Source organism: Novosphingobium sp. BL-A-41-Hi4B-X5A, from assembly GCF_055521705.1.
The window spans coordinates 2,689,463-2,709,807 of sequence record NZ_CM145500.1 but is presented as its reverse complement, the minus strand read 5'-3'; the positions used below and the strand labels follow the sequence as shown (position 1 = coordinate 2,709,807).

Here is a 20,345-nt window from a genome sequence, read left to right as displayed (position 1 = left end):
CGCGCCTACGGTCCTCGTCAACCTCGGGATCGCCTGCTTGATCCATACATGCTTGATCCATACATGGATTACTTGCAAGCGCGTCTGGATGCCTCCTGGATTGAGGGCGCAGCAGCTCGCGCGAGAGCAAGGCGAACGAGGCTATACCGGTGGCTACAGCACCGCGTCAGCAGTGCGACCTTCTATCTACAAGCGGAAGGCGACGTTCGGCGATGTGGAGGTATCCGGGGCCACAGCCTGCGGTAGATCCAGGAACAGAACAGCAAGCTGAAGAAGCTGCTCGCCGAAGCGGTGCTGGACAACCCGTTGCTCAAGGTGATCACGTCAAGACATGTTTGCGCCCCCCGCGAGACGGAGAATGCGGTGGCTCACCTCGAGCAGGTGTTAGAGGTGAGCCAACGACGGGCGTGTGATGGGCCAAGCGAAGACTGGCCGATGGTGCGGCATCCCAGTAAGCGCGGCGATGGCGGTGCAATCCGGTAGAGTGTGCGCAGTCTGGCGACCGGATGGCGCCGGTTCGGCGCCCGCCGTCTGCACTGGCTACTGGCGCGTGAGGGCGTTCGGATCAACCACAAGAAGTTTCAGCGGCTGTATTCCAGGAAAAGCGCGTGCAGGTACGACGCCGCGGTGGCCGCAAACGGGCTCTGGGCACACGGCCGCCCATGGCCATTTCGCAAAGCTGCAACCGGCTACGAGCGCTGGACTTCGTGTCCGATGCGTTCGCCCGAGGGCGTCGATTTCAGATCTTTGTCGTTTTCGACGACTTCACCGACGAGTGTGTCGGTTCAACGCCGACACCTCGATTTCAGGCTGCGTGTGGCTCGAGAGCTGGACTGGGCGATTCCCGAATGGTCCCGACAAGAGCAAGTCGCGAGCAATAATGGCATTCAGATGATCAGCATGGCGATCATGCGCTGGTCCAAGGAGCGCGAGGTCGAATAGCACTAAAACGCACAGGGCAAGCCGCAGCAGAACGGTTCATCGAGAGCTTCAACATGTGCCTGCGGGACGAGAGCCTGAACGACACAATCTTCACCAGCCCAAGCCCGGTCGGTGCTGGCCGCCTGGCGCCACGACTAAAATACCTGGCCAACTCGAGCCTTAGGCAACCTCATCCCGGCAGAGATGGTGCCAAATCCATCGGCAAACCTGGTTGCCCCCCTCCCCAACCCAGGCTGTCATCACGCCCAAGCATGGGCATCAATTGGGCGTCGGCTCTGCTCGTAGGTGGAGTAACGTCGCGGCTTGGGCTACTTCGGTCAGCGGGGTCGCTACCTAGCAAGTGCCTGTTCCGAGGCGACATCAGCACTGCTGTCATGCCGCACACCGTTCAAATTTTTAGCGCCTGCCATTGTGCAAGTGCGAAACATTCTGCTAGCTTACAGCCGTTTCGTCCGCATTGGAGCGACCGGCAATGGCCATTCTGACGCCGCAGGAAACTGACGGCTACATCCATTTTAATGAAGAAGAATGTATTAATGCGGGCAAGGCGTTGGCCGAGCGCTACCAGAATGCCGCGCCGTTTCCCCATATTGTAATGGACGATTTTTTACCTGCGGAGTTTCTGAAGGGGATGCTGCCAGGGTTCCCCGATACGACCGGACATGAATATTTCGATCGCGCGCAGGAGCGTCTCAAATATCAGTTCCGCCCCTCTGAGATACCCGGCCGCGCACTGCGCAATCTAGTGATCGAACTCAACAGCCCGGCCGTTCTACGCTTCCTGCAGGCAATGACCGGAATCGACGGGTTAATTGCAGATCCTTACTATATGGGCGGCGGCCTGCATGAAACTCGCTCGGGAGGGCATCTTGGCGTTCACGCGGACTTCAACATTCATCCCAAGCTCAAAATCGAGCGTCGCCTGAACTTGCTGGTGTACCTCAACGATGATTGGTCCGAAGAGTACGGCGGCCATCTCGAGTTGTGGGACCAGAAAATGGAAAACTGCTGCCACCGTGTGCTTCCAACCATTGGTCGTGCCGTGGTCTTCAACACCTCACTCGATAGCTATCATGGGCAGCCAGTTCCGCTTTCCTGCCCTCCCGAGCAAGCACGCCGTTCGATCGCAACGTATTATTACACGGCACACGAAGACGGCATTGCCGCCCTTCCAAAGCGCACGACCGTCTTCAAGGTTCGCCCCGACAGTCCGGATCGCGAGGATTATAAGGTCCGAATGAACCACCTCATGCGCGACTGGCTTCCGCCTGCCATCTTTCGCTTGATGAAGCGCCAGCCAGCTGATTGACTGCAGAGTCTGCCCCGTGCGATATTCAGCAATAACTGCGGCGCACTGACTTGATGAAGGAAGTGCAGTGAAGGCTTATCTCGCCCATGCCAGGCGGGGCGTTGCGGTCATTGGCGGCAACCTTGCCAACTTCGGCCTCACCCTTGCCCGAAACAAGCTTATCGCGCTTTCTTTTGGGCCGGTCGGCGTGGGTTGGATTGCCTTGGTCAACAACCTGATCGAGACCGCCGCGGTGGTCGGGGGCATGGGTGTCTGCGACGCTCTCAACCGCGAGCTGCCGCGCGACGGCAAGGGTTTCACAAAGGCGGATATGGTATCGAGCGGTATCGGATTGTTTCTGCTGACACTGGTACTTGCGATCCCCGTTTCAACGTGGCTGTTCCTGTCTACAGCGCATGTCAAAAGCCATCAGGTTCTACTTGGCGCAAGCTTCGCCTTGGCAGCTGTCTTGGCATCGCTTTGGCGCGTCCTGGGTGGCGTCTTCCTCGGACTAGGCATTTCGCGCCGAATGTTCTGGACGATCGTTGCTGGGGGGGCGAGCAATCTCGCCTTTGCCGCGCTTTTCCTCGGACTCGGCATCCACCAGCTGATGGCCTATGTCGTGATGACGCCTGCCTTGTTGGCGATCTGCGGCTTAGTGGGGCTATGGCCGCAGCTTCGCTTGCTGGTTGACTGGAAGGCCGTTCGGTGGATGCCCGCGCGTAGACCAATCCTGGTAATTGCGTTGCCGATTGTGGCCGGCCTCCTGTTAGAACCAACCACGATCCTGGCGCTGCGTAGCGAAACAGCAGCCCGTTTCGGCGAAGAAGGCGTTGGATTCATCCAGCCCGGCATGCTCTTCGTTATTCTTGCCGCATCGCTTGCCAACGCATTTCTCGGCATGACGCTCGCACGCTGGGACCAGTCGAGCGAACTCGCGTTCAGCAAGCGCTTCATGGTGCTTTTAGCCGCGTCGGTAGCGTTGCCGGCTGTGGGTATCGCCGTGTTACGCCTTTTCGATCCACTCTGGCCGTTCTTCGTGAAACTGTTCTTTTCTGAACGATTCTTGCTCGGGGTTGACACGATCCCCTGGTTCATCTCGGGAGAACTGTTGCGAATGGGCGGAATTATGCTTAACCACACGCTGCTTTCGCGCAATCTTGGCTATCTCACCCTGTTACCGCGGATGGCTTGCCTGGGCACCGCTCTTTTCGTAATCCAAAGCGGGCGGATTGATTCCATCGTTGCAGTGGGGCAGACCTATGCCGTAGCCTATGGCGCGTATCTGGGCCTTTCTATCGCGCTCTGGTTAGGAGCCCAGCTCTGGTTCCGGCGCGCTCAAGCGGCAGGAACGGGCTTAAGCACCTGATGCAGCAGCCCCGCAAGCTTTCTCTGGGCAGCGCGGTTGAGGTGAAGGCCATCCACCTTCAGAAGTATCTCCCCTGAAAGCACCTCGGCGGGATCGATGAAAAACGCGCCTTTGCTCGTGGCCACTTCGTGGGCGATCCTCCGATAGGGCTGGACCCTCCAGTCCATGGCCGGCGACCCCGCAGGCGGTGCCGCAAGCAGCAGGACCGGCGCCTCATCCTCCCGACAAGCCTCCACCAAAGCCTCCAAACGGGTTCGAAACTTATCTGGAGATACAACACGGTGCGAGCCCAACCAGCGCCGCGGTGCAGCGTCATTCGTGCCGAACATGATCACGACAAGAGCTGGTTTTGCCACACGCTCAACAGATTCCGCACAATTCGTAAGGGGCTCTTGCACGATCGCCCCGCCAACCGCGTGATTTTCGATGGATACAAAACTTCCTAGCATTCCTTGAAGAAGCGCCGGCCACGCATACTCTTGCCCTCCGACGCGACTCCCGGTCGAATTGCTGTCGCCAAGCACCTTTATGCTGGTCCCATCTGCGATTCGGATGGGAAATTGACCTACGCGCGGCAGCGCCGATCGCTCAGTGATCAATACGCCCCCCAAGCGCAGGTTAGGAATTTCTTTGAAAAAAACAAAGGCGCTGAGTACGATCGTTGGGACAATGCATAGCGCCGCTGCTTTCAAGCGGCACGATTTATGCCCCCCCATTACGCTTTAATCCTGCTTGTAATAGAGATGCTGGTTCTCTTCGGCGTAGGCAAAGCGGCCAAAGCGACCAACTTCGATTTCCGTCCTGAGGACCTTTGCCGGATTGCCCGCAACAATGCAGCGAGGCGGCACGTCATGGCAGACCACCGATCCGGCACCCACCACGCATTCATCGGCGATCGTCACACCTGGCAGAATGGTCGATCCCCCGCCGATAAAGCAGTTTCGGCCAATCCTGATCGGTCGTATGGTCCCGTCGGGCAGCCGCGAGACCAAGAGGGTCTTGAATGCGACCAACGTGCCGTCGTCCACCACTATGGCGTCGGGCGCTCCGCCGATGAGCGTCGACGACAGGGAAATGCTCGCACCCGGATGGATGTTCACGCCGTCACGCCACACCAGCCAACGTCGTTTCAGATCAAGCACGATCCTTCTTAACCAAAGCAATTTGTTCAGGCTGCGCAACTTACTTTCCTATGCATGGCGGTGCTTGGTTGATCCTCGACAGATCATCCCATATGCCATGCACATGTCTAGCGCCAATACCGCCCAACCGCTCGAAAAGTCTCTTAAGCAGAAGTTGCAGCGCCTGATCCAAACCAGACTTTGGCGGATGGATATCCATGCCACTGCCTGGATCGCAGAAACAGCCCTGATCGATCGCACGTGGCCTCGCGGCATCCACATCGGCCCAAGATGTGTAATCGATCATCAGGCAGTCGTTCTGACTCACGACATGACGCGCGGAGTGTACCTCGATACGCACATTGGCGAGAACACACTCATAGGTCCTCGTGCGATAATCCTTCCCGGCATTACCGTCGGCCGAGATTGCATTGTGCTGGCTGGCGCAGTTGTGAATCGCGATGTGGCCGACGGAACAACGGTCGGCGGCAATCCAGCGCGCTTGATCGAAGCGTGAACTGACCGCGGCCTTCGCAATCGCAGCATTCCGCTGGCACTGGGTTCCTCGCAATGCTAGTGACCGCTTGGTTTGCCAAGGGGACAATTGTGTACGATTTTCGTTCCTTGCGTTATTTAGAAGGATTGGACGGCCTCCGACTTCTGGCTGTGGGACTGGTCCTGCTGGGGCATTTTGGCGTACCGAGAATGCCGGCAGGCTTCGGGGTCACGATTTTCTTCTTTGTCAGCGGCTTTCTGATTACCACGCTTCTGGTTCACGAGATGGTTCGCAACCAGAAGATCGGTGTCCGGGAGTTCTACATTCGCCGATTTCTACGGCTTGCCCCTGAACTTCTAGGGCTAATCATCGGATCAACGCTCATCGGCCTTTTTTTGAATCAGAAACCTAATGTTTTAGAGACTCTTGCTGCGATATTCTACTTTACGAACTACTATATCGCGTGGCTCTACAGCACTATAGGAGTAGAGGCGATTCCTTACTGGACCCATCTATGGTCTTTGTCTGTGGAAGAGCACTACTACATCACATTTCCGATTATATTTTCTGTCATATACAAACATTCTCGAGCACGGACGGCCTTTTTCCTTACCGTGCTTATCGGATGCCTGATATGGCGCTGCTTTGTCGTATTGGCAGACTTGTTTCCCATCAGCTGGACCAATCCCTACACATATATGGCTTCTGAAGCGCGAATGGATTCCATCGCATACGGCGCGCTTTTTGCATTCGCGGCACAGAAGTCTTGGCGAGCCTCAAGGATGACGAGTATCGCAGCGCTGTGCTGTGGCATCTTGCTGATCCTGTTCACGCTGCTGGTCCGCAATGACGTATTCAGGGAAACAGTCCGCTATTCACTGCAGGGCGTAGGCTTGTTTCTCGTTTTCACGCATCTCTATCTGTCGTCGAGCAGGAGCTTCATGATGCCGATACTCGAGACCCGCATCGCCCGAGCGGGCGGCGTGCTTTCCTATGGCACGTACTTGTGGCACGGGGAAGTGATCCGGCTATTCGAAACGATCGGTCTGGACACCAGAGAGGGGACCGCAGCGACGAAACTCGTCGGTATCCCCTTGGCAATCGCGGCCAGCTTTGCAGTTGCTTGGGTTAGCTATAAAGTACTTGCTACTCCGGCGGCTGGGTTACGCCGGAAGTTCGGGTCTCACGTCGTATCGTAAGCCCCCTTCCTATCCATCAAGCCAAGCAAGGCCGGCGACAGTGAGGCTAACGGCTGAACGGAAGTTCTGGCGAGTTTGTCTTAGTAGATAGCGATGCGGCGGAGGTCTTTGAGGCGGGAGAACATGGCCTAGACCCGGCAGCAGTCCGTGTAGCGCAGTTCGTCATACTGGATCGGGCGCTTGCGGTTTCGCCGTCCGGGGATCACCCGCTTCAAGCCGATGGTCTCGGCGATCAGCAGGTCTGCATTCTTCCCGTCAGATGCATTGGCGGGCGTCGGGACGAGGCGGACTGGTCGCCCAAGGACATCGTCAAGGGCGTGGAACTTCGTTGTCCGGTCACCACGCGCGATGCCAATGGCATTGGCGCCCCCCCTCTGCGCCACCGGCAGAGCGGTGGGCTTTGATGTAGCTACTGTCGATCTGACCCGTTTGCGCGATCCAGCCTTACTTGGTCAGAGCCGCCCGGATGCGCGCTCAGATGCCTCCGCGGCTCCACCGGTTCCATCGATTATAGACGGTCGTCGATGGGCCGTATTCGGTGGGGCAGTCCGCCCAGCGGCCACCGCATTTGAGCATGTAAATGATCCCGGAGATCACCCTGTTATCATCGACCCGACGCGCTCCAAACTGGTCTTTCGACGAGTGCGGCTCGATGGCAGCCCGAGCTGGAGACCCGCAAAAACCGATGGAGTTTCGGTGTCGTTGGTGATTCATTGATCGAGAGCGATCATGGAGATCCGTGATGGATCCGAAGTTCCTGTTCAGTTTGGACGATCATCTTGAGGCCTTGAGCAAGGACGGCGATCCGCTCGAGGTTCTGCAACAGACGGTGGACTTTGAATACTTCCGGGCCTGGTTGGTTGAAGGGCTCGGCGATGGCGATGGTGCCAAAGGTGGTCGCCCTCCGTTCGATCCGGTGATGATGTTCAAGGCGCTGATCCTGCAGGCGCAGCACAACCTGTCGGACGCGCGGATGGAATTCATGATCCGGGATCGCCTGAGTTGGCTGCGTTTCCTTGGGCTGTCGCTCGGGGACCGGACGCCGGACGAGAACACGATCCGGCATTTCCGCAATCGCCTGACCGAGACCGGAACGCTCAAACGGGTGATGAAGGCCTTCGACTGGCAGCTCCAGAAGAAGGGCTACATCCCGATGTCGGGGCAGATTGTCGATGCCTCGCTGGTGCCCGCGCCCAAGCAGCGAAATACCGAGGGTGAACGCGAGGCGATCAAGTCGGGCAAGAGTGCGAAGGATATCTGGCCCGATGCACCGAACAAGGCCGCGCAGAAGGACACCGATGCACGCTGGACGCTCAAGATTGGCGGCAAGGTGCGCCATCGGGAAGACGGCACGCCGCTGCCCATGATTGCCCTGCCGGTCTTCGGCTACAAATCCCATATCAGCATCGACCGGCGCTATGGCTTCATCCGGGAGATGGCGGTAACGTCCGCATCGGCTGCCGACGGGCGTCTCCTTCGGCACGTCGTGAGTACCGATAACACCGGCTCCGAGGTCTGGGCAGACAGCGCCTATCGCTCAAAGCGCAACGAGAAGTGGTTGTCGGATCGGATGCTCACATCGCGAATTCACCGGCGCAAACCCAAGGGCAAGCCCATGCCGAGAGCGATCGCCAGAGCCAACGCCGCAAAGTCCTCGATACGGGCCCACGTCGAACATGTCTTCGCGCATCAGAAGAACCGCTTCGGACTGTTCATCCGCACCATCGGCTTGGCCCGTGCCGAAGCAAAGCTCACCCTTTGCAACATGGCCTACAACTTCAACAGGCTGATCTTCCACGAGCTACGCGAAAGCATGGGATGACTCTGCCAGGAATCTCGAAGAACCGGCTCAAACCGCCCGAATTACCTACAGAAATAGACCAGCGGCGGGTCATTGTAGTCGAAAAGCACAGGGAACAGCCATCCTCGGACCAATCCGCCTCGAACTACATGGTTTTTGCGGGTATCCAGCTTCACATTGGCATTGATCTTGAGAAAATGCCAAGCGGCGATCATGCGTTCGGACATCGCACTCTTCGTTGATCGCCAATCACAAACTAGGAAGAATGTATGTCTGAGAAGGCAGAGTTTGTTATTGTCCTTACCCTAACACTAGCAGCGACCGCGCGCTTTTTTGCGGCGCTTCTCGGATAGGTCGGTGACTTATTTAGTATTACCTTGACGCGCAATTTAGAGGCCATCGGTGTATTAGAGATATTTTCTCCAAGGTCACCGCCCGTATCTCTGCGTACATTCTGTCGAGATCCACTTCCAAATTGGCATAACTAGTTTGAGGGATTGTCACTCGTTTAAGAATTCGTTAACAAAACAGACCGTAGAATTTACGCTCAGAGAGAGCGTTACGGCTTTTCCGAACATTGACTGCTCCGGTCCCGCCGAATGCTCTCTCCGCACCGTCCCAGCAAACAATTCACTGAAATCCCGAAGCTGTGGCTGCGGCCAGAGCCAATCTGCTGTCGTCGATAATCGATGCTTCAAGCTCAGCCCAAAGACTGGGGTCCGCGAAGTGGATTTCTTGTGCGACGACCTCCGTCGGGAGTATCTTGAGTGATCCCTTTGCCACGGGCGATCAAAAGGATGATCAGGAAATTGGGTCCGGATCCCGCCAGGTGGCTGGCGCGAGGCGTCGCGCGCTCCGCTATTCCGGCATTTGGCCCGTCCCTCGATCACATCGAGCGAATGGCTCTTCCTCGGCCGCGCCATCACCATCAGCGTTTGGGAGCATAGCGCCGCTACGTGGCCTCACGCAAAGCGCGTCACCTGGACATTATATTCCTCGGGGACGTAATCCCCGATCCTGTCAAGCTTGCACCTGCCCGCGCAACTTTTGCAAAGAAAAAGGAATGATTCAGCAATGGCGGGAGTCGTCATTTCGACAGATGTCAATGGACACCGATTTACGAGCTAAGGCGACACCCAGTGTTACGAGGTGTCGCATTACATGAGAGGCATGATTTCAGGGGTGGGGAGCATGCTCCCCACCCCTGAAGTTTCGTCAACGAAGATTGGAGGTCAGGCCTTGAAGGCGTCCTCGAGGTCGCGCAGGCGGTAGCTACGACCTTTGATGTTGAGGACATGGGCGCGGTGGAGAAGCCGATCGAGGATAGCGGTGGCGAGGACTTCGTCGCCAGCGAGCAGCTCGGTCCAGTCGCGGATGGTTTTGTTGGTGGTAATCATCATCGCGCCGCGTCCGTAACGATAGCTGACGAGACGGAAGAACAGGCTGGCTTCCTCACGGTTGAGCGGATCGTAGCCCATCTCGTCGATCAGCAGGAGCGCGCTCGACATGTACTTGCGCATCTTGATGCGCAGCGGTGGCAACTGGGCATCGTGGCGCAGCGCGGCCATGAGCTCGTCGAAGCGGTAGTACTGGACCGAGAAGCCGAGTTGGACGGCACGAATGCCGAGCGCAGCGAGCAGGTGCGACTTGCCCACGCCCGGCGGGCCCTGCAGCAGGACCACCTCGGCGTTGCGGATCCAGCTTCCGGTCGCCAGCGTATCGATGCGTGAGCGCTCGATTGCAGGCTGGAAGGCAAAGTCGAAGTTCTCCAGCGTCTGACCCGACGGCAGCTTCGAGTTCTTGAGCATGACCCGCACCCGCCGCTCCTCGCGGCCAGCGAGTTCGGTGGTGAGGAGCCGGTCGAGGAAGACGTGCGCGCCGATCTCGTCACGCACCGCATCGCCGAGCAGGCCCTCGAGGGCATCAGCGGCATGGCCACAGGCAAGCTGACACAGCTTCTCGCGGGTGGCGTCGATATCGAGCCTGATCCGGGGCGCGTTCATCGGGCTACCTCCGCAAGGCGCGCATAGAGCTCTAGAGAGCGGTGCTGAACACCAGCGCTTGCAATCTCCTGCAGTTTGCGGCCCATCCGACCCAGCGGCAGCGGCGCGATTACCCGAGGCGTGCTCGGGCCCTCGAAATGAGCGGGATCGATGATGATCAGCGCCTCGCTTGCGCGCGGGTGGCTGGCGAGGACCTTGCAGTCCTTGAGGAACAGGACCCGGTCGGAAAGCCCTCGTACCTCGACCTCCTGGCGGATGTAGGCAAACGGCACGCTGTACTGGCGGCCCTCGAAGCTGACCATGCAGTCCTCGCCAACCCGGCGGCGGACAGCAACGTCGAACGGCTCGGGCAGCGTCTCGGGGAGCCGGGTCAGCAGGAACCGTTCCTGCTCCCAGGCCTGCATGACCTTTGTGCCGGTCGCCGGGCAGCGCAGCTGGCCTGCGCGCTCGCTCATCCGCGTGTCGGTCCAGGCCTGCAGATCGGCCAGGCTGGAGAACTCGCCGCTATACGGTTCAAGGTACTCGCGGCAATCACGGACCGAACGCTCGACCTTGCCCTTTGCCCGGGGCTGACGAACTTGGCAGGCATCGACATGGAAATGCATCTGATCGGCAAAACGACGATAAGTCGGGTTGATCTCGCCCCACGCGCCCAGCACCATGCCCGGGAACTCGGCCCAGTCGACCTGCGCCTGCGCTCCCGGCGGCGTCTCCACCCGGCGACGCGCGCGGATCACAGGGGCTGGAAATGTCCGCGACCAATAACGCTGCACCGACTTCAGGCTCCCGGTATAGCCATGTTCGCGCGTCAGCCACTCATGCAGCGCCGCGATGTTGATCGCACCATCCCCACGGCCGCTGCGCCAGTGCGTGATCGCTTCAGCATGTTCGGCCGCCTTGCCAATCTGCCGGCTCCGCCCGTCCACCGCGCCCTCGGCACGCCGACGGCGGTGATAGCGAACCGATCCTTCCGTAACCCCCAGCAGCCGCGCAACAGCGCTCTGCGAATGCCCTTGCTTCAACAGCACACTCATCGCCGTCAATGCCTCGCCATCGAGACAACCCATCGTCCTCTCCCGGAAGACTACCCGCCGGGAAATCGATCAGACCAAGGCGACAAATCGTAAAGCTAGATGTCGCCTTACGGCTCCTGTGAACTGTCCTTCAACATGCGACGGGAGGGCGTGGTGTTTAACCGCAACAAGACCCGGCTGCTATGTCGCGAGGGGCATCTGTCAGTCCAACGACGACGGCACCGAAGCCGGGCGATCAGTACATGAAGACCCGCAACCGTGCTGGCCTTGCCCAACGAGCGCTGGAGGGTCGACGTCGCACGATCAGATGGCATCGGGACGTGTGTTCCGTGCCTCCGCGCAATGAGGGGAACGTCGTCTCGAGGCGCAGGGGCGTGCGAGAGAAAATCGATTTGATCGCTTAACGCGCAAGGCCAAGGATGATCGTCAGCAATATTGGTACGAAGCTGACATCGAACGCAGTGCTGGCCTGGCACGGGCAGATCGGTGTCGAGTGACATTACCTCGCCCCCAGCAAGCCGATACAGGATGGCCACGTCGAAAAGCTTAAATGCCCTCATGCGCGACGATCTGCTTAACGAAACGCTGTTCCTCAGCCTGAACCGTGCCTGCGTGTTGATTCCTGTCTGGACGGACGACTACAACCGGGAGCGCCCGCAGCGGCCTGCGCCGCTGAACTGCATAAGCAAAGGCGTGCTCCACTAAGCTCTGCGGGTTCGGTCGCGAAAGTCATTGATCGACCCACCCTCATGCGCAACTAGTCCGCCGGACTCTAACTGCTGCTGATGGGAGTCAGGCATGAGTAGCAATACGTATATCGCCAAAATGAAACCAAGCGTCGGTCACTCCGCTATCGCTCGGTCTAGCTAAAAAGAAACATGTGCAGACTCGTAAAAAATGCTTTGATAACATCGGTAAACTCGCTGCGATCTTAGAATCCTCGCTTCAAATAATGCGTGGGAAAAACCCCGCTAAAATTCACCAATTTGAACGCAGTTTGCCTCCACTCCAGATCATGCCAATATGAAACGGATAAGACTCGATCCACTTTTAGATGGAGTGCAACCATGGTCCGTGAGATGCGGGGGTTGCCGACATGTTTGAGGACGTCAAGCTGAAAATTGCGCAAATCGAAAGAAGCTTGTCTGAGATAGCAGCTGAAACATCGATGCATCACGGCCCAATGTGCTCATGTAAATCTATTGGAAAATTCCAAATAGCCGAGGCTTTAAGCCGAAGCTTTAGAGCACAGGAAAAAATTTGTGACGGAATTATTGCTGACTTTTCTTCGTGGAGAATCCTATTAGAAGTCTATGTTTCCGAGATGCAGGGAAGACCGATCAGCGTGTCTGACATCTGCTTGGCGACCAGCATACCGATGGCCACGTCCATACGCTGGCTGGCAGTCCTCTACGACCGGAAACTGCTACAGCGCATACCCGATGGCATGGACAAACGTCGCATCTGGTTGGAGATGACTGATTTCGGGAAAACGTGCCTGGAGGCTTGGCTCTCGGATCTCTCGACTCGGCTTCATGCGTCCTCGAAGGAGTTGGTCCACCGTTCCGGATCAAGACAGGCGATGTCGCGCTTGGCAACGTTCGACCACACGACCTCGCAGTAGCAGGGCAGAATGTGCCGTCTAGAGCGGTTTTCGATCACTCCGGGTCATAGCCGCATGAACTGAAGTAGTTTGTGCATTCGTCTGGCTGGAAGATATCGACGAGTTTGCCGATCAGGTTCCAGAGGCCGCTGACGGTTCGCTCGCCGATCTTGCGAAGCATGGCCTTGAGCTTGGAGAATGCCTTCTCGATCGGGTTGAAGTCGGGGCTATAGGGCGGAAGGAAGCGCATTGTTGCGCCGGCCGCTTCGATCTTTTCGCGCACCGCCGCTCGCTTGTTGCTCGACAGGTTGTCCATGACGACGATGTCGCCGGGGCGCAGTCCGGGAACGAGCACCTGGGTGACATAGGCTTCGAACCAGTCGCCGTTGATCGGTCCGTCCAGCACCATTGGTGCGACCATGCCGGTCATGCGCAAGCCCGCGACCAGTGTAGTGGTCTTGCGATGACCGTGCGGGAAGCCCATCCGCAGCCGCTCGCCTTTCGGGCAGCGGCCATGGCTGCGGGTCATGTTGGTGGCGGTCCACGTTTCGTCTATGAACACGAGCCGCTCGGGTTCGAGGTCGAGTTGGCCGTCGAACCACTCCCGCCGCTGCTTCAGGATGTCGGGCCGGTCCTGCTCGATGGCATAGCCAGTCTTTTTTGCGCGTCATGCCCCGACGCATGAAGAAGCGATGCAACCCGGCGACCGAGACGATCAGGCCGATCTCGGCCAGGCCAGCGCGCAATTACTCAAGGGAGATGTCCTTGCGCGCCTCCCAGATGGCGAGGATGTCTGCCGCACGCTCTTCCACCCGTCGTGAGCGCATGTCGCCGCCCTGCGGCTTGGGAGCATAGTCACCGGTCTCGCGCCGCTGCGCCTCCCACCGGATCGCCGTCGATGGCGCGACACCAAACCGGGTTGCCGCAGCACGGCAACTCATCCCGCTATCAACCGCCGCCAGAAGTCGGGAACGCAAATCCATCGAAAGAGCTTGGGCCATCCATGCCGGCCTCCTTCACCAGCATGGATTCTGAATCAGAAATCATGCCCCGCGGGAATCACCCGCCGATTTAAAGCGGTCGAAAACCGCTCTAAGCGCGAAACCGCCATCGGCCAGCCGAAAGATCGCTCCGCCCCCCAGCACCCTGACCTTGGCTCGATCTTCGAACAGATGGACAAGATCGATGCCGCTGGCGGCAAAGCCATAGATCAATTCACCCATCCCAAAGATCGAGTTCAGCGAGACCTGCGCCTGCACTCCTACCGACCCAAGCGAGGGATCGTAGCTGTTTTGCAAGCCGAGACTTGCGGAAACCGGCCGGTATGTACCGTCCAGGATCAACTGCGATCCCCCTGGTCGAATGCCGCGCACCAGCGTGGAACGGAGCGAAAGGCCGGGCGCGTCGCCCGCTAACAGTATGGCGCGCTCGACATCAGCCTGGTACAACTGCGGCCTTTCGCGCAGGTGCCCGACCGCTCGCACCACGGGCGCGCGCACCCTCGCTGGAACATGGGCAACATCGATTTCCTCGAAATAACCGTCCACGAGCAGCAGGTGCAGAATGCCGTGGTCATCCAGTTCCTGCGGCGGCACGCGATCCGTACCAGCACGTATCCGGCACGGGCGTAGCTTGCTTCAATTTCTGACGCCGCCGGATAGACTTGTGCCAGCGTAACGGGTTTTCCTATCACGCTGTGGATGATTGCCTCGGTCCGGTCGTGCAGTTCCGTATATTCGCCCGACACGGTGATGTCCGACAGACTAAGAGTAATGCTGTCCGCACCGGGCGGCGCTTGCATGCCGCCGCGCTCGGGAATGTCCGCCGCAGCGTTGCGGTTCACTGAATCTGGCACAAGCGTTGGCGGGGTCACCGTGACTGGGGCCGCGTTCTGTGCCCGCGCCGCAGTCCCCCCGATACAGCCAGCCCAGACCGAAAGGCTAAGCCAGGAGGCCATGCCAGGAAATGACCAACCATCGAACCAGCGATGACAGGATTTTGAGCCTGCCAATCTCCGCCTTCCTACATCTTTCATCGCAAGATCCGGACGTTTGACCATGGCAGTCACTGAGAGCCAGTTTTTTAAAGTCCAGATCCAAATCACCCTGCAACTACGCCTCGGTTTAAGCAAATTGCGGCAGGTGCAGACGCCAATTATCAATGTACGCACAAATTACACCTTGAGTAGCCCCTAGTTTTCTAGACGCCTTCCGCTTTCAAAATCTGCTGCCGTTCGAACTCGACGGGCGACAGCATCCCGTTCCGTACCTGCTTGCGCACCGGGTTGTAGAACATCTCGACGTAATCGAACACGTCCTGCCAAGCTTCCTCGCGTGCTTTGTAGGTTCGGCGGCGGATGCGCTCACGCTTGAGCGACGAGAAGAAGCTCTCGGCAACCGCATTGTCATGGCAATTGCTGCGCGCGCTCATCGAGTGCTCGAGATTGTGCGCCCGGATGAACGCAGCCCAGTCCATACTGGCGAACTGCGAGCCCTGACCCGAGTGATCAGCACCCGGTGCTTCGGCTGCGCCGCCATACCGCCATGTGCAACGCCTGCAGTACCACGTCGGTGGTCTGCCTGCTTTGCATCGACCAACCCACCACCCGCCGGGAATAGAGGTCGATCACGACCGCCAGATAGGCAAAGCCTTCCAGGGTGCGAATGTAAGTAATGTCTGTCACCCAGGCCCGGTCTGGTGAAGCCACGTCGAACTGGCGATCCAGCGTGTTGTCGATCGCCAGGGACGGCTTGCCACCGTAGCTGCCAGGCCGGCGCTTGTAGCCGACCTGGGCCCTGATACCCGCCAGCCTGGTCAACCGCGCAACGCGGTTGGGGCAGCAGGTCTCGCCGTGATCCAGAAGATCATCGTGCAGCTTGCGATAGCCACAGACCTTCCCGCTGTCGTTCCAAGCTTTGCGGATCAGATCGGTCTGCCGGGCATCTTCCCGAGCCCGCCGGCTCATCGGACTCTTTTGCCAGGCATAGAAACCGCTGGGCTGCACGGCGAGGCAGCGGCACATTGCTCGCACGCCAAAGCGATTGCGATGCTCGGCAATGAACGCGTATCTCACTTTGCATCTCGAGCGAAATACGCGGTGGCTTTTTTAGGATGTCGTGCTCCTCGGTCACCCGGGCCAGCTCGCGCTTCAACTTGGCGGATCTCGGCATCCTTGCTCGCATCGCCGGACACGACCTTCGCCAGCTGCCGCTTCCACGCATACAGCGAGTGCGGGCTGGCCCTGAGCCGCTGCGACACCTCCGCTACCGGATACCCGCGTTCCGTGATCTGGGCTACCGCATCGCGCTCGAACTCATCACTGAAATTGAGCTTCCCCATCATCGCCTCCTGTCCTCAAAACTAGGATCGAAGGCGTCCAGAAATCTACGGGCTACTCAATGTGCCGCAGCTTCTTCAGAGGCGGCCGCTCGATCTCATGCCTTACTCAAGGCAGCGCGCGAAAGGCAGCTTTATTTGTTGTCCGGCCTTTGGGGTAGCGTTGGCGAGCGGCAGCTAGGTCCCAGATGCGGTTCTCAGCTTCCGGCCTGAGGCGAGCAAAGTTGGACGCTGACGACAGCCATGACGGTGCCTCTGCGTTATAATTGCCACTTGTGCCGTCAGGCGGCCTTGGCGAGGTCCTCGATGCGCGCCTCGCAGGCGCTCTTCACCTTGTCCTGGAGCACTTTGACCCGCTCGGCGATCCAGGCGAGTTCGTCAGCTGAGATCCGGTATGAAGGCGAATAACGCGCCTTCACGTAAGCATCGCGCAGCAGGGCGTAGCACCGCTTCTCGAAGCGTCCGGTGCGCAGCCAGACATCTTTCAGGGTGGGCTCGAGTTCCTCGGCCATGTCGCGCAAGCGGTTGAGGTTGTGCGACTTTGGCGACCAAAGCGTGCGAACCAGGAAGAGGCAGTGATACAGCCTTTCTACTGTCTGGTGCAGGTCGAACGCAGCTTTCTTATGCCATCCTTGATCCATTGCGTAGGCTGCCGTGCCTAGAAACTCTTTAGAACTTTCGAACCAGTCTTCGAAGTAGTCTTGAGTCTCCTTGAGCGCTTGCTCCCGCGACAGCGGCATGGGCTCGACAAAGGGGAACCCGGGCTCCTCCAACAGGACAATGCCATCTTTCAGGATGTCCATGAAGAAATAACGGCCGAGCCGGAGCTTGTCGTTCACGTCGTCGAGGCTGTGATAGATCAGGCTGACAGGCGTACGCAGCACTGTCCCTGCCGAAAGGTCGGCAAGCAGCCTGTTCTCAGTCGCTTCCCAGAACTCGGCTATGTCAGTGAGATCGTCATGGTTGACCACGACCAGCAGATCGTAGTCCGAGAAGTAGCGGCCCACCGGATCCTCGATCCAATCGCCCCGGGCATAAGAGCCGAACAGGATGATCTTGAGTAGCTTACCTGCGCGGAAGCGCGGCTGCGTGCGTGAAGCAATGGCTTCGGCAAAGCCCGAGCGCACGGTCTCGACCACATGCGCGAGTTCCCGCTGCTTGCCTTCGGGCAGATGATCGAGGCGAGAGGTCATGTGGTGCAGAATCGACCGTTTTAAGTCTCCTGCCAAGGGCAAAGTGCAAACGGCGGCGAACCTCGTAGCATCAGGCTGCACCAAGCTGGTTGGCGGAAGGTCAGAGGCAGTTTTGACAAAGGGACTGCAGCTGCCGGCGTCGAGCCAGCTCATCGCCGTGCCGCGTCGACCAATGCGATGATCACCTCGGTGAGCAATTGCTGGACGCGTCGCGAAGGCAATTGCAGGTGCTGTGCGGCTTTACCGACCGACATCCCTTTGAAGCGGACCAGGCGGAACACCTCTTGGTGCAAAGGCGACAAGGCAAGCAGAGCCTTGTGCATGCGGGCGATGCGTCGCCGCGTTATCCACGGTTTCAGGAGAGGAAGCTGCTCCAGCGCACCGGCGATATCTGGCATTTTCATGAAGCAGTCCTGGCCGACACACGGAAATCGCCCCAGCGGCGAAGGCGGCGGCAGGCGGTCCCAAGGCCCGCCGCTGGGCGAGCATTGCACCCGCAGGGCCGCAGCGAAGCGCAGGACCCGGCAGAGCCGGGTTGCCATGCACGCCGAGGCGGGCAGGGACCGGTGCGGAGACGGCTTCGCTGTGGGGCTGCCTCAGCGCTGCCAACGACGGGCGAAAATGCAATGCATATCGCGCGGGTGTCACGCACTGGCGCAGGAGTGAAGGTGCGCTCAGGGTTTTCCAACTTGGGAACCGATCCAGGCCTGGATGTCGTCTTCTGCCCAAGCAACGGCATAGCCACCCAACTGAAGGGGTTTGGGGAACTTCCCTTCGGCCATCCACCGGTAGATCGTGGACCGGCCAAGACCAACGCGGTGTTGGACCTCTTTCAGCCGGATCAGGCGAGTGATCCTGCGCTGCTCGGGTGACGGCGACGGTTCTGTTTCAGCCATGGCGCCCTCCAAAGCCCGCGCTGCCTTCACCCAGCAGAGCGTCCTTGCGTTCGAGCTCGTCAATGTGATCAGCGAGCAGCCTCGCCACCCGGTGAGCGGTTCCCTTGGCCCAACGGGGCTTCACGTCATGGACCTGATTGCCAAGGACGCGCTCGAGCGCGGACGGTAGCTCACCGACGAGCTCTTCAAAGAAGCGGGCGATGTCGGTCTGAAGCCAGCGAGTCGCCTGATCACCGCCAGCCCCCAAGAACAGCAGCAAGTGAGCATGCGGTGCCATGCCCGATGACGCCAGTATCCGCAGCGTTTCGCCCACGCTGGGGCTACGTTCCCCGATCAGCGTCCGGCGTAGCGCATCCTTGTGAAGGTCGGCCTCGCGCGCGATTTCGCAGCGATTGCGGCCACTCAGTTCGACAGCGGTGTGGAGCAGGTTTGCGAGGTCGCGCCGGGTCTGGCTTTCACCAAGTACGCCCATATCGATCACGGTAGTTTCTCCTCTGGCTTGCATGATCGACTCACCGGCTATCGGAAGAGGAAGGGTGTAGGAAAACGAAAAGAACATAAAAGGAACATAGAGGAAGGCGCGAATCAACGCGGCTCGGCGATTCGCGCAGAAATGCGGCGCGCACGCGTGAATTCCGTTAGGTCACGCGCAGTTTCCGGCTGAATTTGCGCTGGAGACGGGTGCGCTGGCGCAAAGGCCGGTCGGATCGGCCGCCAAAGTCGTTTTTCGCTTGGTCGAGCGGGCGAAATCGCACGGCTAGATTTCCTACAGGGCCATCGAGGGATCACGAGGAACATGCAGCGAACGGTGAGCCGCTTGCTGTTTGACCATCCTTCGAAAGGCCCTGCTCATGAAAACCCGTGTTATGCTCGCCCGCGGTTCGCGGCTCAAAGACTACCTCTTGCCGGCTGCGGTTGCGTTGACCTGCGCCGGTGCAGCGATTGCCGGCACCGACGCCACTTTCACTCCTGCCCTCACAAAATTCACCGGCTTCCTCCAGGGTTCGGGCGGCAAGATCATCACCGTCCTCAGCCTGGCGAGCGGACTCGTCGGCCTTGCATCGGGCCGCTTCTCGCTAGGCCAGATCGCGGTGCCGGTGGGCGTGGGAATTGGCGTTGGTACCGGTGTGCCGATTGTCACCTCGGTCGTGACCGCGGTCATCTGAACAGCGGATCCGGTCACGGCGGGAGGGCGGCAACATGGCCGACAAGTACCTCGTACCCCAACGGCTCGACGATCCGGAGCTGATCGGCTTCTGGACCATCGACGAGTTTGCGGGGCTGCTGATCCCTTTCATCTGGGGGATCCTGGCGCAGCACATCTTCATCGGGATCGCTCTCGCCTTTGCGACCTGGTTCGTCTTGCGGAAGGCGAAATCCGGAAACGCGGGCTCGGCGCTGGTGCATGCTGCCTACTGGTACATGCCCGGGGGGGTCCTTGGGCTGAAGGCCACGCCGCCCTCCCATTGCCGCCTCCTGGCCGGCTGAGGGAGACAAGCGATGCGCGCAGAATTCGCATACGAAGAGACCCAGAAATACCTGCGCCAGCGCAATTGGCTGGCTCTGGTCGCCGGCGGTCTGGCTGTCACCACGCTGTTCGGCGTGGGGGCAGCAGCAACCCGGGATCGGGAGGTTGTGCTGGTCCCGGTGACCAGCGAACGGCTCTCGGTCTCCAGCGCCGGACCGGACGCGCACTACCTCGAGCTCGTCACCCGCGACACCGCGCTGATGCTGCTCAACCGGAGCCCGCAAGGCCTCGACTACTGGATGGCCGAGATCCTGAAGCTTGCTGATCCGGCCGCTTACGGCCGCCTCAAGGCCGAGCTCGTCAAGATCGTCGACGAGCAGCGCGGTTCGGACATCAGCCAGGCCTTTGTCATCCGCAAGATGGAGGTCGACCCGGCCGCACTCACTTCAACCGTCACCGGCACGCTCAAGACCTTCGTCGGCGCGCAGGTGATCGCCAGCAACGATCGCAGCTTCCGGTTCCGTTGGAGCCGGCATGGCCTCGCCCTCGGGCTCACGGGCTTCGAGCAGCTGCAAGACCAAAGCCAGAAGGACTGA

At 59.3% G+C, this 20,345-nt stretch carries 21 protein-coding genes and 3 pseudogenes; 11 read left to right on the top strand and 13 right to left on the bottom strand.

Features of this window, described 5'->3' with window-relative positions; all coding sequences use genetic code 11:
- The first annotated feature begins 714 nt into the window (after positions 1-714).
- The 3 genes from ACZ1JY_RS13165 (at position 715) to ACZ1JY_RS13155 (ending at position 3,599) form a co-directional block, all read left to right on the top strand.
- Positions 715-942, top strand: coding sequence for a hypothetical protein (locus tag ACZ1JY_RS13165; protein WP_465129582.1), 228 nt, complete (start codon positions 715-717; stop codon positions 940-942).
- A 472-nt stretch (positions 943-1,414) separates the two neighbouring features.
- Complete coding sequence (locus ACZ1JY_RS13160) at positions 1,415-2,251, top strand: 2OG-Fe(II) oxygenase (RefSeq protein ID WP_465129581.1); 837 nt, start codon at positions 1,415-1,417, stop codon at positions 2,249-2,251.
- 67 nt (positions 2,252-2,318) lie between these two features.
- Positions 2,319-3,599, top strand: coding sequence for an MATE family efflux transporter (locus tag ACZ1JY_RS13155; protein WP_465129580.1), 1,281 nt, complete (start codon positions 2,319-2,321; stop codon positions 3,597-3,599).
- Here the strand turns inward: ACZ1JY_RS13155 and ACZ1JY_RS13150 are convergent.
- Positions 3,569-4,315, bottom strand: a complete 747-nt coding sequence (locus ACZ1JY_RS13150) for an SGNH/GDSL hydrolase family protein (protein WP_465129579.1) — start codon at positions 4,313-4,315, stop codon at positions 3,569-3,571. The two genes, ACZ1JY_RS13155 and ACZ1JY_RS13150, sit on opposite strands and share 31 nt — an antisense overlap.
- 6 nt (positions 4,316-4,321) lie before the next feature.
- Positions 4,322-4,780: an acyltransferase gene (locus tag ACZ1JY_RS13145; RefSeq protein WP_465129578.1), complete on the bottom strand. Its 459-nt coding sequence runs from the start codon at positions 4,778-4,780 to the stop codon at positions 4,322-4,324.
- A gap of 64 nt (positions 4,781-4,844) precedes the next feature.
- Here ACZ1JY_RS13145 and ACZ1JY_RS13140 point away from each other — a divergent pair, with 64 nt between their 5' ends.
- Together ACZ1JY_RS13140 and ACZ1JY_RS13135 are read left to right on the top strand one after the other, a co-directional pair.
- A complete protein-coding gene (locus tag ACZ1JY_RS13140) occupies positions 4,845-5,237 on the top strand; it encodes an acyltransferase (protein ID WP_465129577.1) in 393 nt (130 codons plus the stop codon).
- A gap of 107 nt (positions 5,238-5,344) precedes the next feature.
- Positions 5,345-6,415 carry an acyltransferase family protein gene (locus ACZ1JY_RS13135; protein WP_465129576.1) on the top strand — a complete coding sequence of 357 codons (1,071 nt, stop codon included), beginning with the start codon at positions 5,345-5,347 and terminating at the stop codon, positions 6,413-6,415.
- Positions 6,416-6,498: 83 nt separating this feature from the next.
- Here the strand turns inward: ACZ1JY_RS13135 and ACZ1JY_RS13130 are convergent.
- Positions 6,499-7,129: pseudogene (locus ACZ1JY_RS13130) on the bottom strand (IS5 family transposase); the annotation flags it as partial.
- Positions 7,130-7,157: 28 nt separating this feature from the next.
- Here ACZ1JY_RS13130 and ACZ1JY_RS13125 point away from each other — a divergent pair.
- Complete coding sequence (locus ACZ1JY_RS13125; protein ID WP_465129575.1) at positions 7,158-8,237, top strand: IS5 family transposase; 1,080 nt, start codon at positions 7,158-7,160, stop codon at positions 8,235-8,237.
- A gap of 41 nt (positions 8,238-8,278) precedes the next feature.
- Here the strand turns inward: ACZ1JY_RS13125 and ACZ1JY_RS13120 are convergent, their stop codons facing one another.
- The 3 genes from ACZ1JY_RS13120 to ACZ1JY_RS13110 all read right to left on the bottom strand — a co-directional run bounded on the left by ACZ1JY_RS13120 (position 8,279) and on the right by ACZ1JY_RS13110 (position 11,286).
- Complete coding sequence (locus ACZ1JY_RS13120; RefSeq protein WP_465129574.1) at positions 8,279-8,443, bottom strand: hypothetical protein; 165 nt, start codon at positions 8,441-8,443, stop codon at positions 8,279-8,281.
- 1,005 nt (positions 8,444-9,448) lie between these two features.
- Positions 9,449-10,219, bottom strand: a complete 771-nt coding sequence (istB, locus tag ACZ1JY_RS13115; RefSeq protein WP_465129573.1) for an IS21-like element helper ATPase IstB — start codon at positions 10,217-10,219, stop codon at positions 9,449-9,451.
- A complete protein-coding gene (locus ACZ1JY_RS13110; RefSeq protein ID WP_465129572.1) occupies positions 10,216-11,286 on the bottom strand; it encodes a Mu transposase domain-containing protein in 1,071 nt (356 codons plus the stop codon). The genes istB and ACZ1JY_RS13110 overlap by 4 nt, the downstream gene beginning before the upstream one ends.
- A 453-nt stretch (positions 11,287-11,739) precedes the next feature.
- Between ACZ1JY_RS13110 and ACZ1JY_RS13105 the strand changes: the two genes are divergently transcribed.
- Positions 11,740-11,958, top strand: coding sequence for an integrase core domain-containing protein (locus ACZ1JY_RS13105; RefSeq protein WP_465129571.1), 219 nt, complete (start codon positions 11,740-11,742; stop codon positions 11,956-11,958).
- A gap of 391 nt (positions 11,959-12,349) precedes the next feature.
- Positions 12,350-12,877 (top strand): hypothetical protein, encoded by a 528-nt coding sequence (locus ACZ1JY_RS13100; protein WP_465129570.1) that lies wholly within the window; start codon positions 12,350-12,352, stop codon positions 12,875-12,877.
- A 34-nt stretch (positions 12,878-12,911) separates the two neighbouring features.
- Here the strand turns inward: ACZ1JY_RS13100 and ACZ1JY_RS13095 are convergent.
- The 7 genes and pseudogenes from ACZ1JY_RS13095 to ACZ1JY_RS13065 form a co-directional block, all read right to left on the bottom strand.
- Positions 12,912-13,857: pseudogene (locus ACZ1JY_RS13095) on the bottom strand (IS630 family transposase).
- A gap of 42 nt (positions 13,858-13,899) precedes the next feature.
- A complete protein-coding gene (locus ACZ1JY_RS13090; RefSeq protein WP_465129569.1) occupies positions 13,900-14,451 on the bottom strand; it encodes a hypothetical protein in 552 nt (183 codons plus the stop codon).
- A gap of 604 nt (positions 14,452-15,055) precedes the next feature.
- A pseudogene (locus ACZ1JY_RS13085) lies at positions 15,056-16,195 on the bottom strand (IS3 family transposase).
- A gap of 278 nt (positions 16,196-16,473) precedes the next feature.
- Entirely contained in the window at positions 16,474-17,385 is a 912-nt protein-coding gene (locus ACZ1JY_RS13080; protein WP_465129568.1) for a HEPN domain-containing protein, read from the bottom strand.
- Between the two features lie 149 nt (positions 17,386-17,534).
- On the bottom strand, positions 17,535-17,789 hold the full coding sequence (locus tag ACZ1JY_RS13075; RefSeq protein ID WP_465129567.1) for a sigma factor-like helix-turn-helix DNA-binding protein: 255 nt from the start codon (positions 17,787-17,789) through the stop codon (positions 17,535-17,537).
- Positions 17,790-18,059: 270 nt separating this feature from the next.
- Positions 18,060-18,281, bottom strand: coding sequence for a helix-turn-helix transcriptional regulator (locus tag ACZ1JY_RS13070; RefSeq protein WP_465129566.1), 222 nt, complete (start codon positions 18,279-18,281; stop codon positions 18,060-18,062).
- Positions 18,274-18,870 (bottom strand): hypothetical protein, encoded by a 597-nt coding sequence (locus tag ACZ1JY_RS13065; RefSeq protein ID WP_465129565.1) that lies wholly within the window; start codon positions 18,868-18,870, stop codon positions 18,274-18,276. Before ACZ1JY_RS13065 ends, ACZ1JY_RS13070 begins: the two co-directional genes overlap by 8 nt.
- A gap of 262 nt (positions 18,871-19,132) precedes the next feature.
- Between ACZ1JY_RS13065 and ACZ1JY_RS13060 the strand changes: the two genes are divergently transcribed.
- The 3 genes from ACZ1JY_RS13060 to ACZ1JY_RS13050 are packed head-to-tail and all read left to right on the top strand — an operon-like array spanning position 19,133 to position 20,345.
- Entirely contained in the window at positions 19,133-19,447 is a 315-nt protein-coding gene (locus ACZ1JY_RS13060) for a hypothetical protein (protein ID WP_465129564.1), read from the top strand.
- A gap of 34 nt (positions 19,448-19,481) precedes the next feature.
- Positions 19,482-19,769 (top strand): type IV conjugative transfer system protein TraL, encoded by a 288-nt coding sequence (traL, locus tag ACZ1JY_RS13055; protein ID WP_465129563.1) that lies wholly within the window; start codon positions 19,482-19,484, stop codon positions 19,767-19,769.
- A 12-nt stretch (positions 19,770-19,781) separates the two neighbouring features.
- Entirely contained in the window at positions 19,782-20,345 is a 564-nt protein-coding gene (locus tag ACZ1JY_RS13050; protein ID WP_465129562.1) for a type IV conjugative transfer system protein TraE, read from the top strand.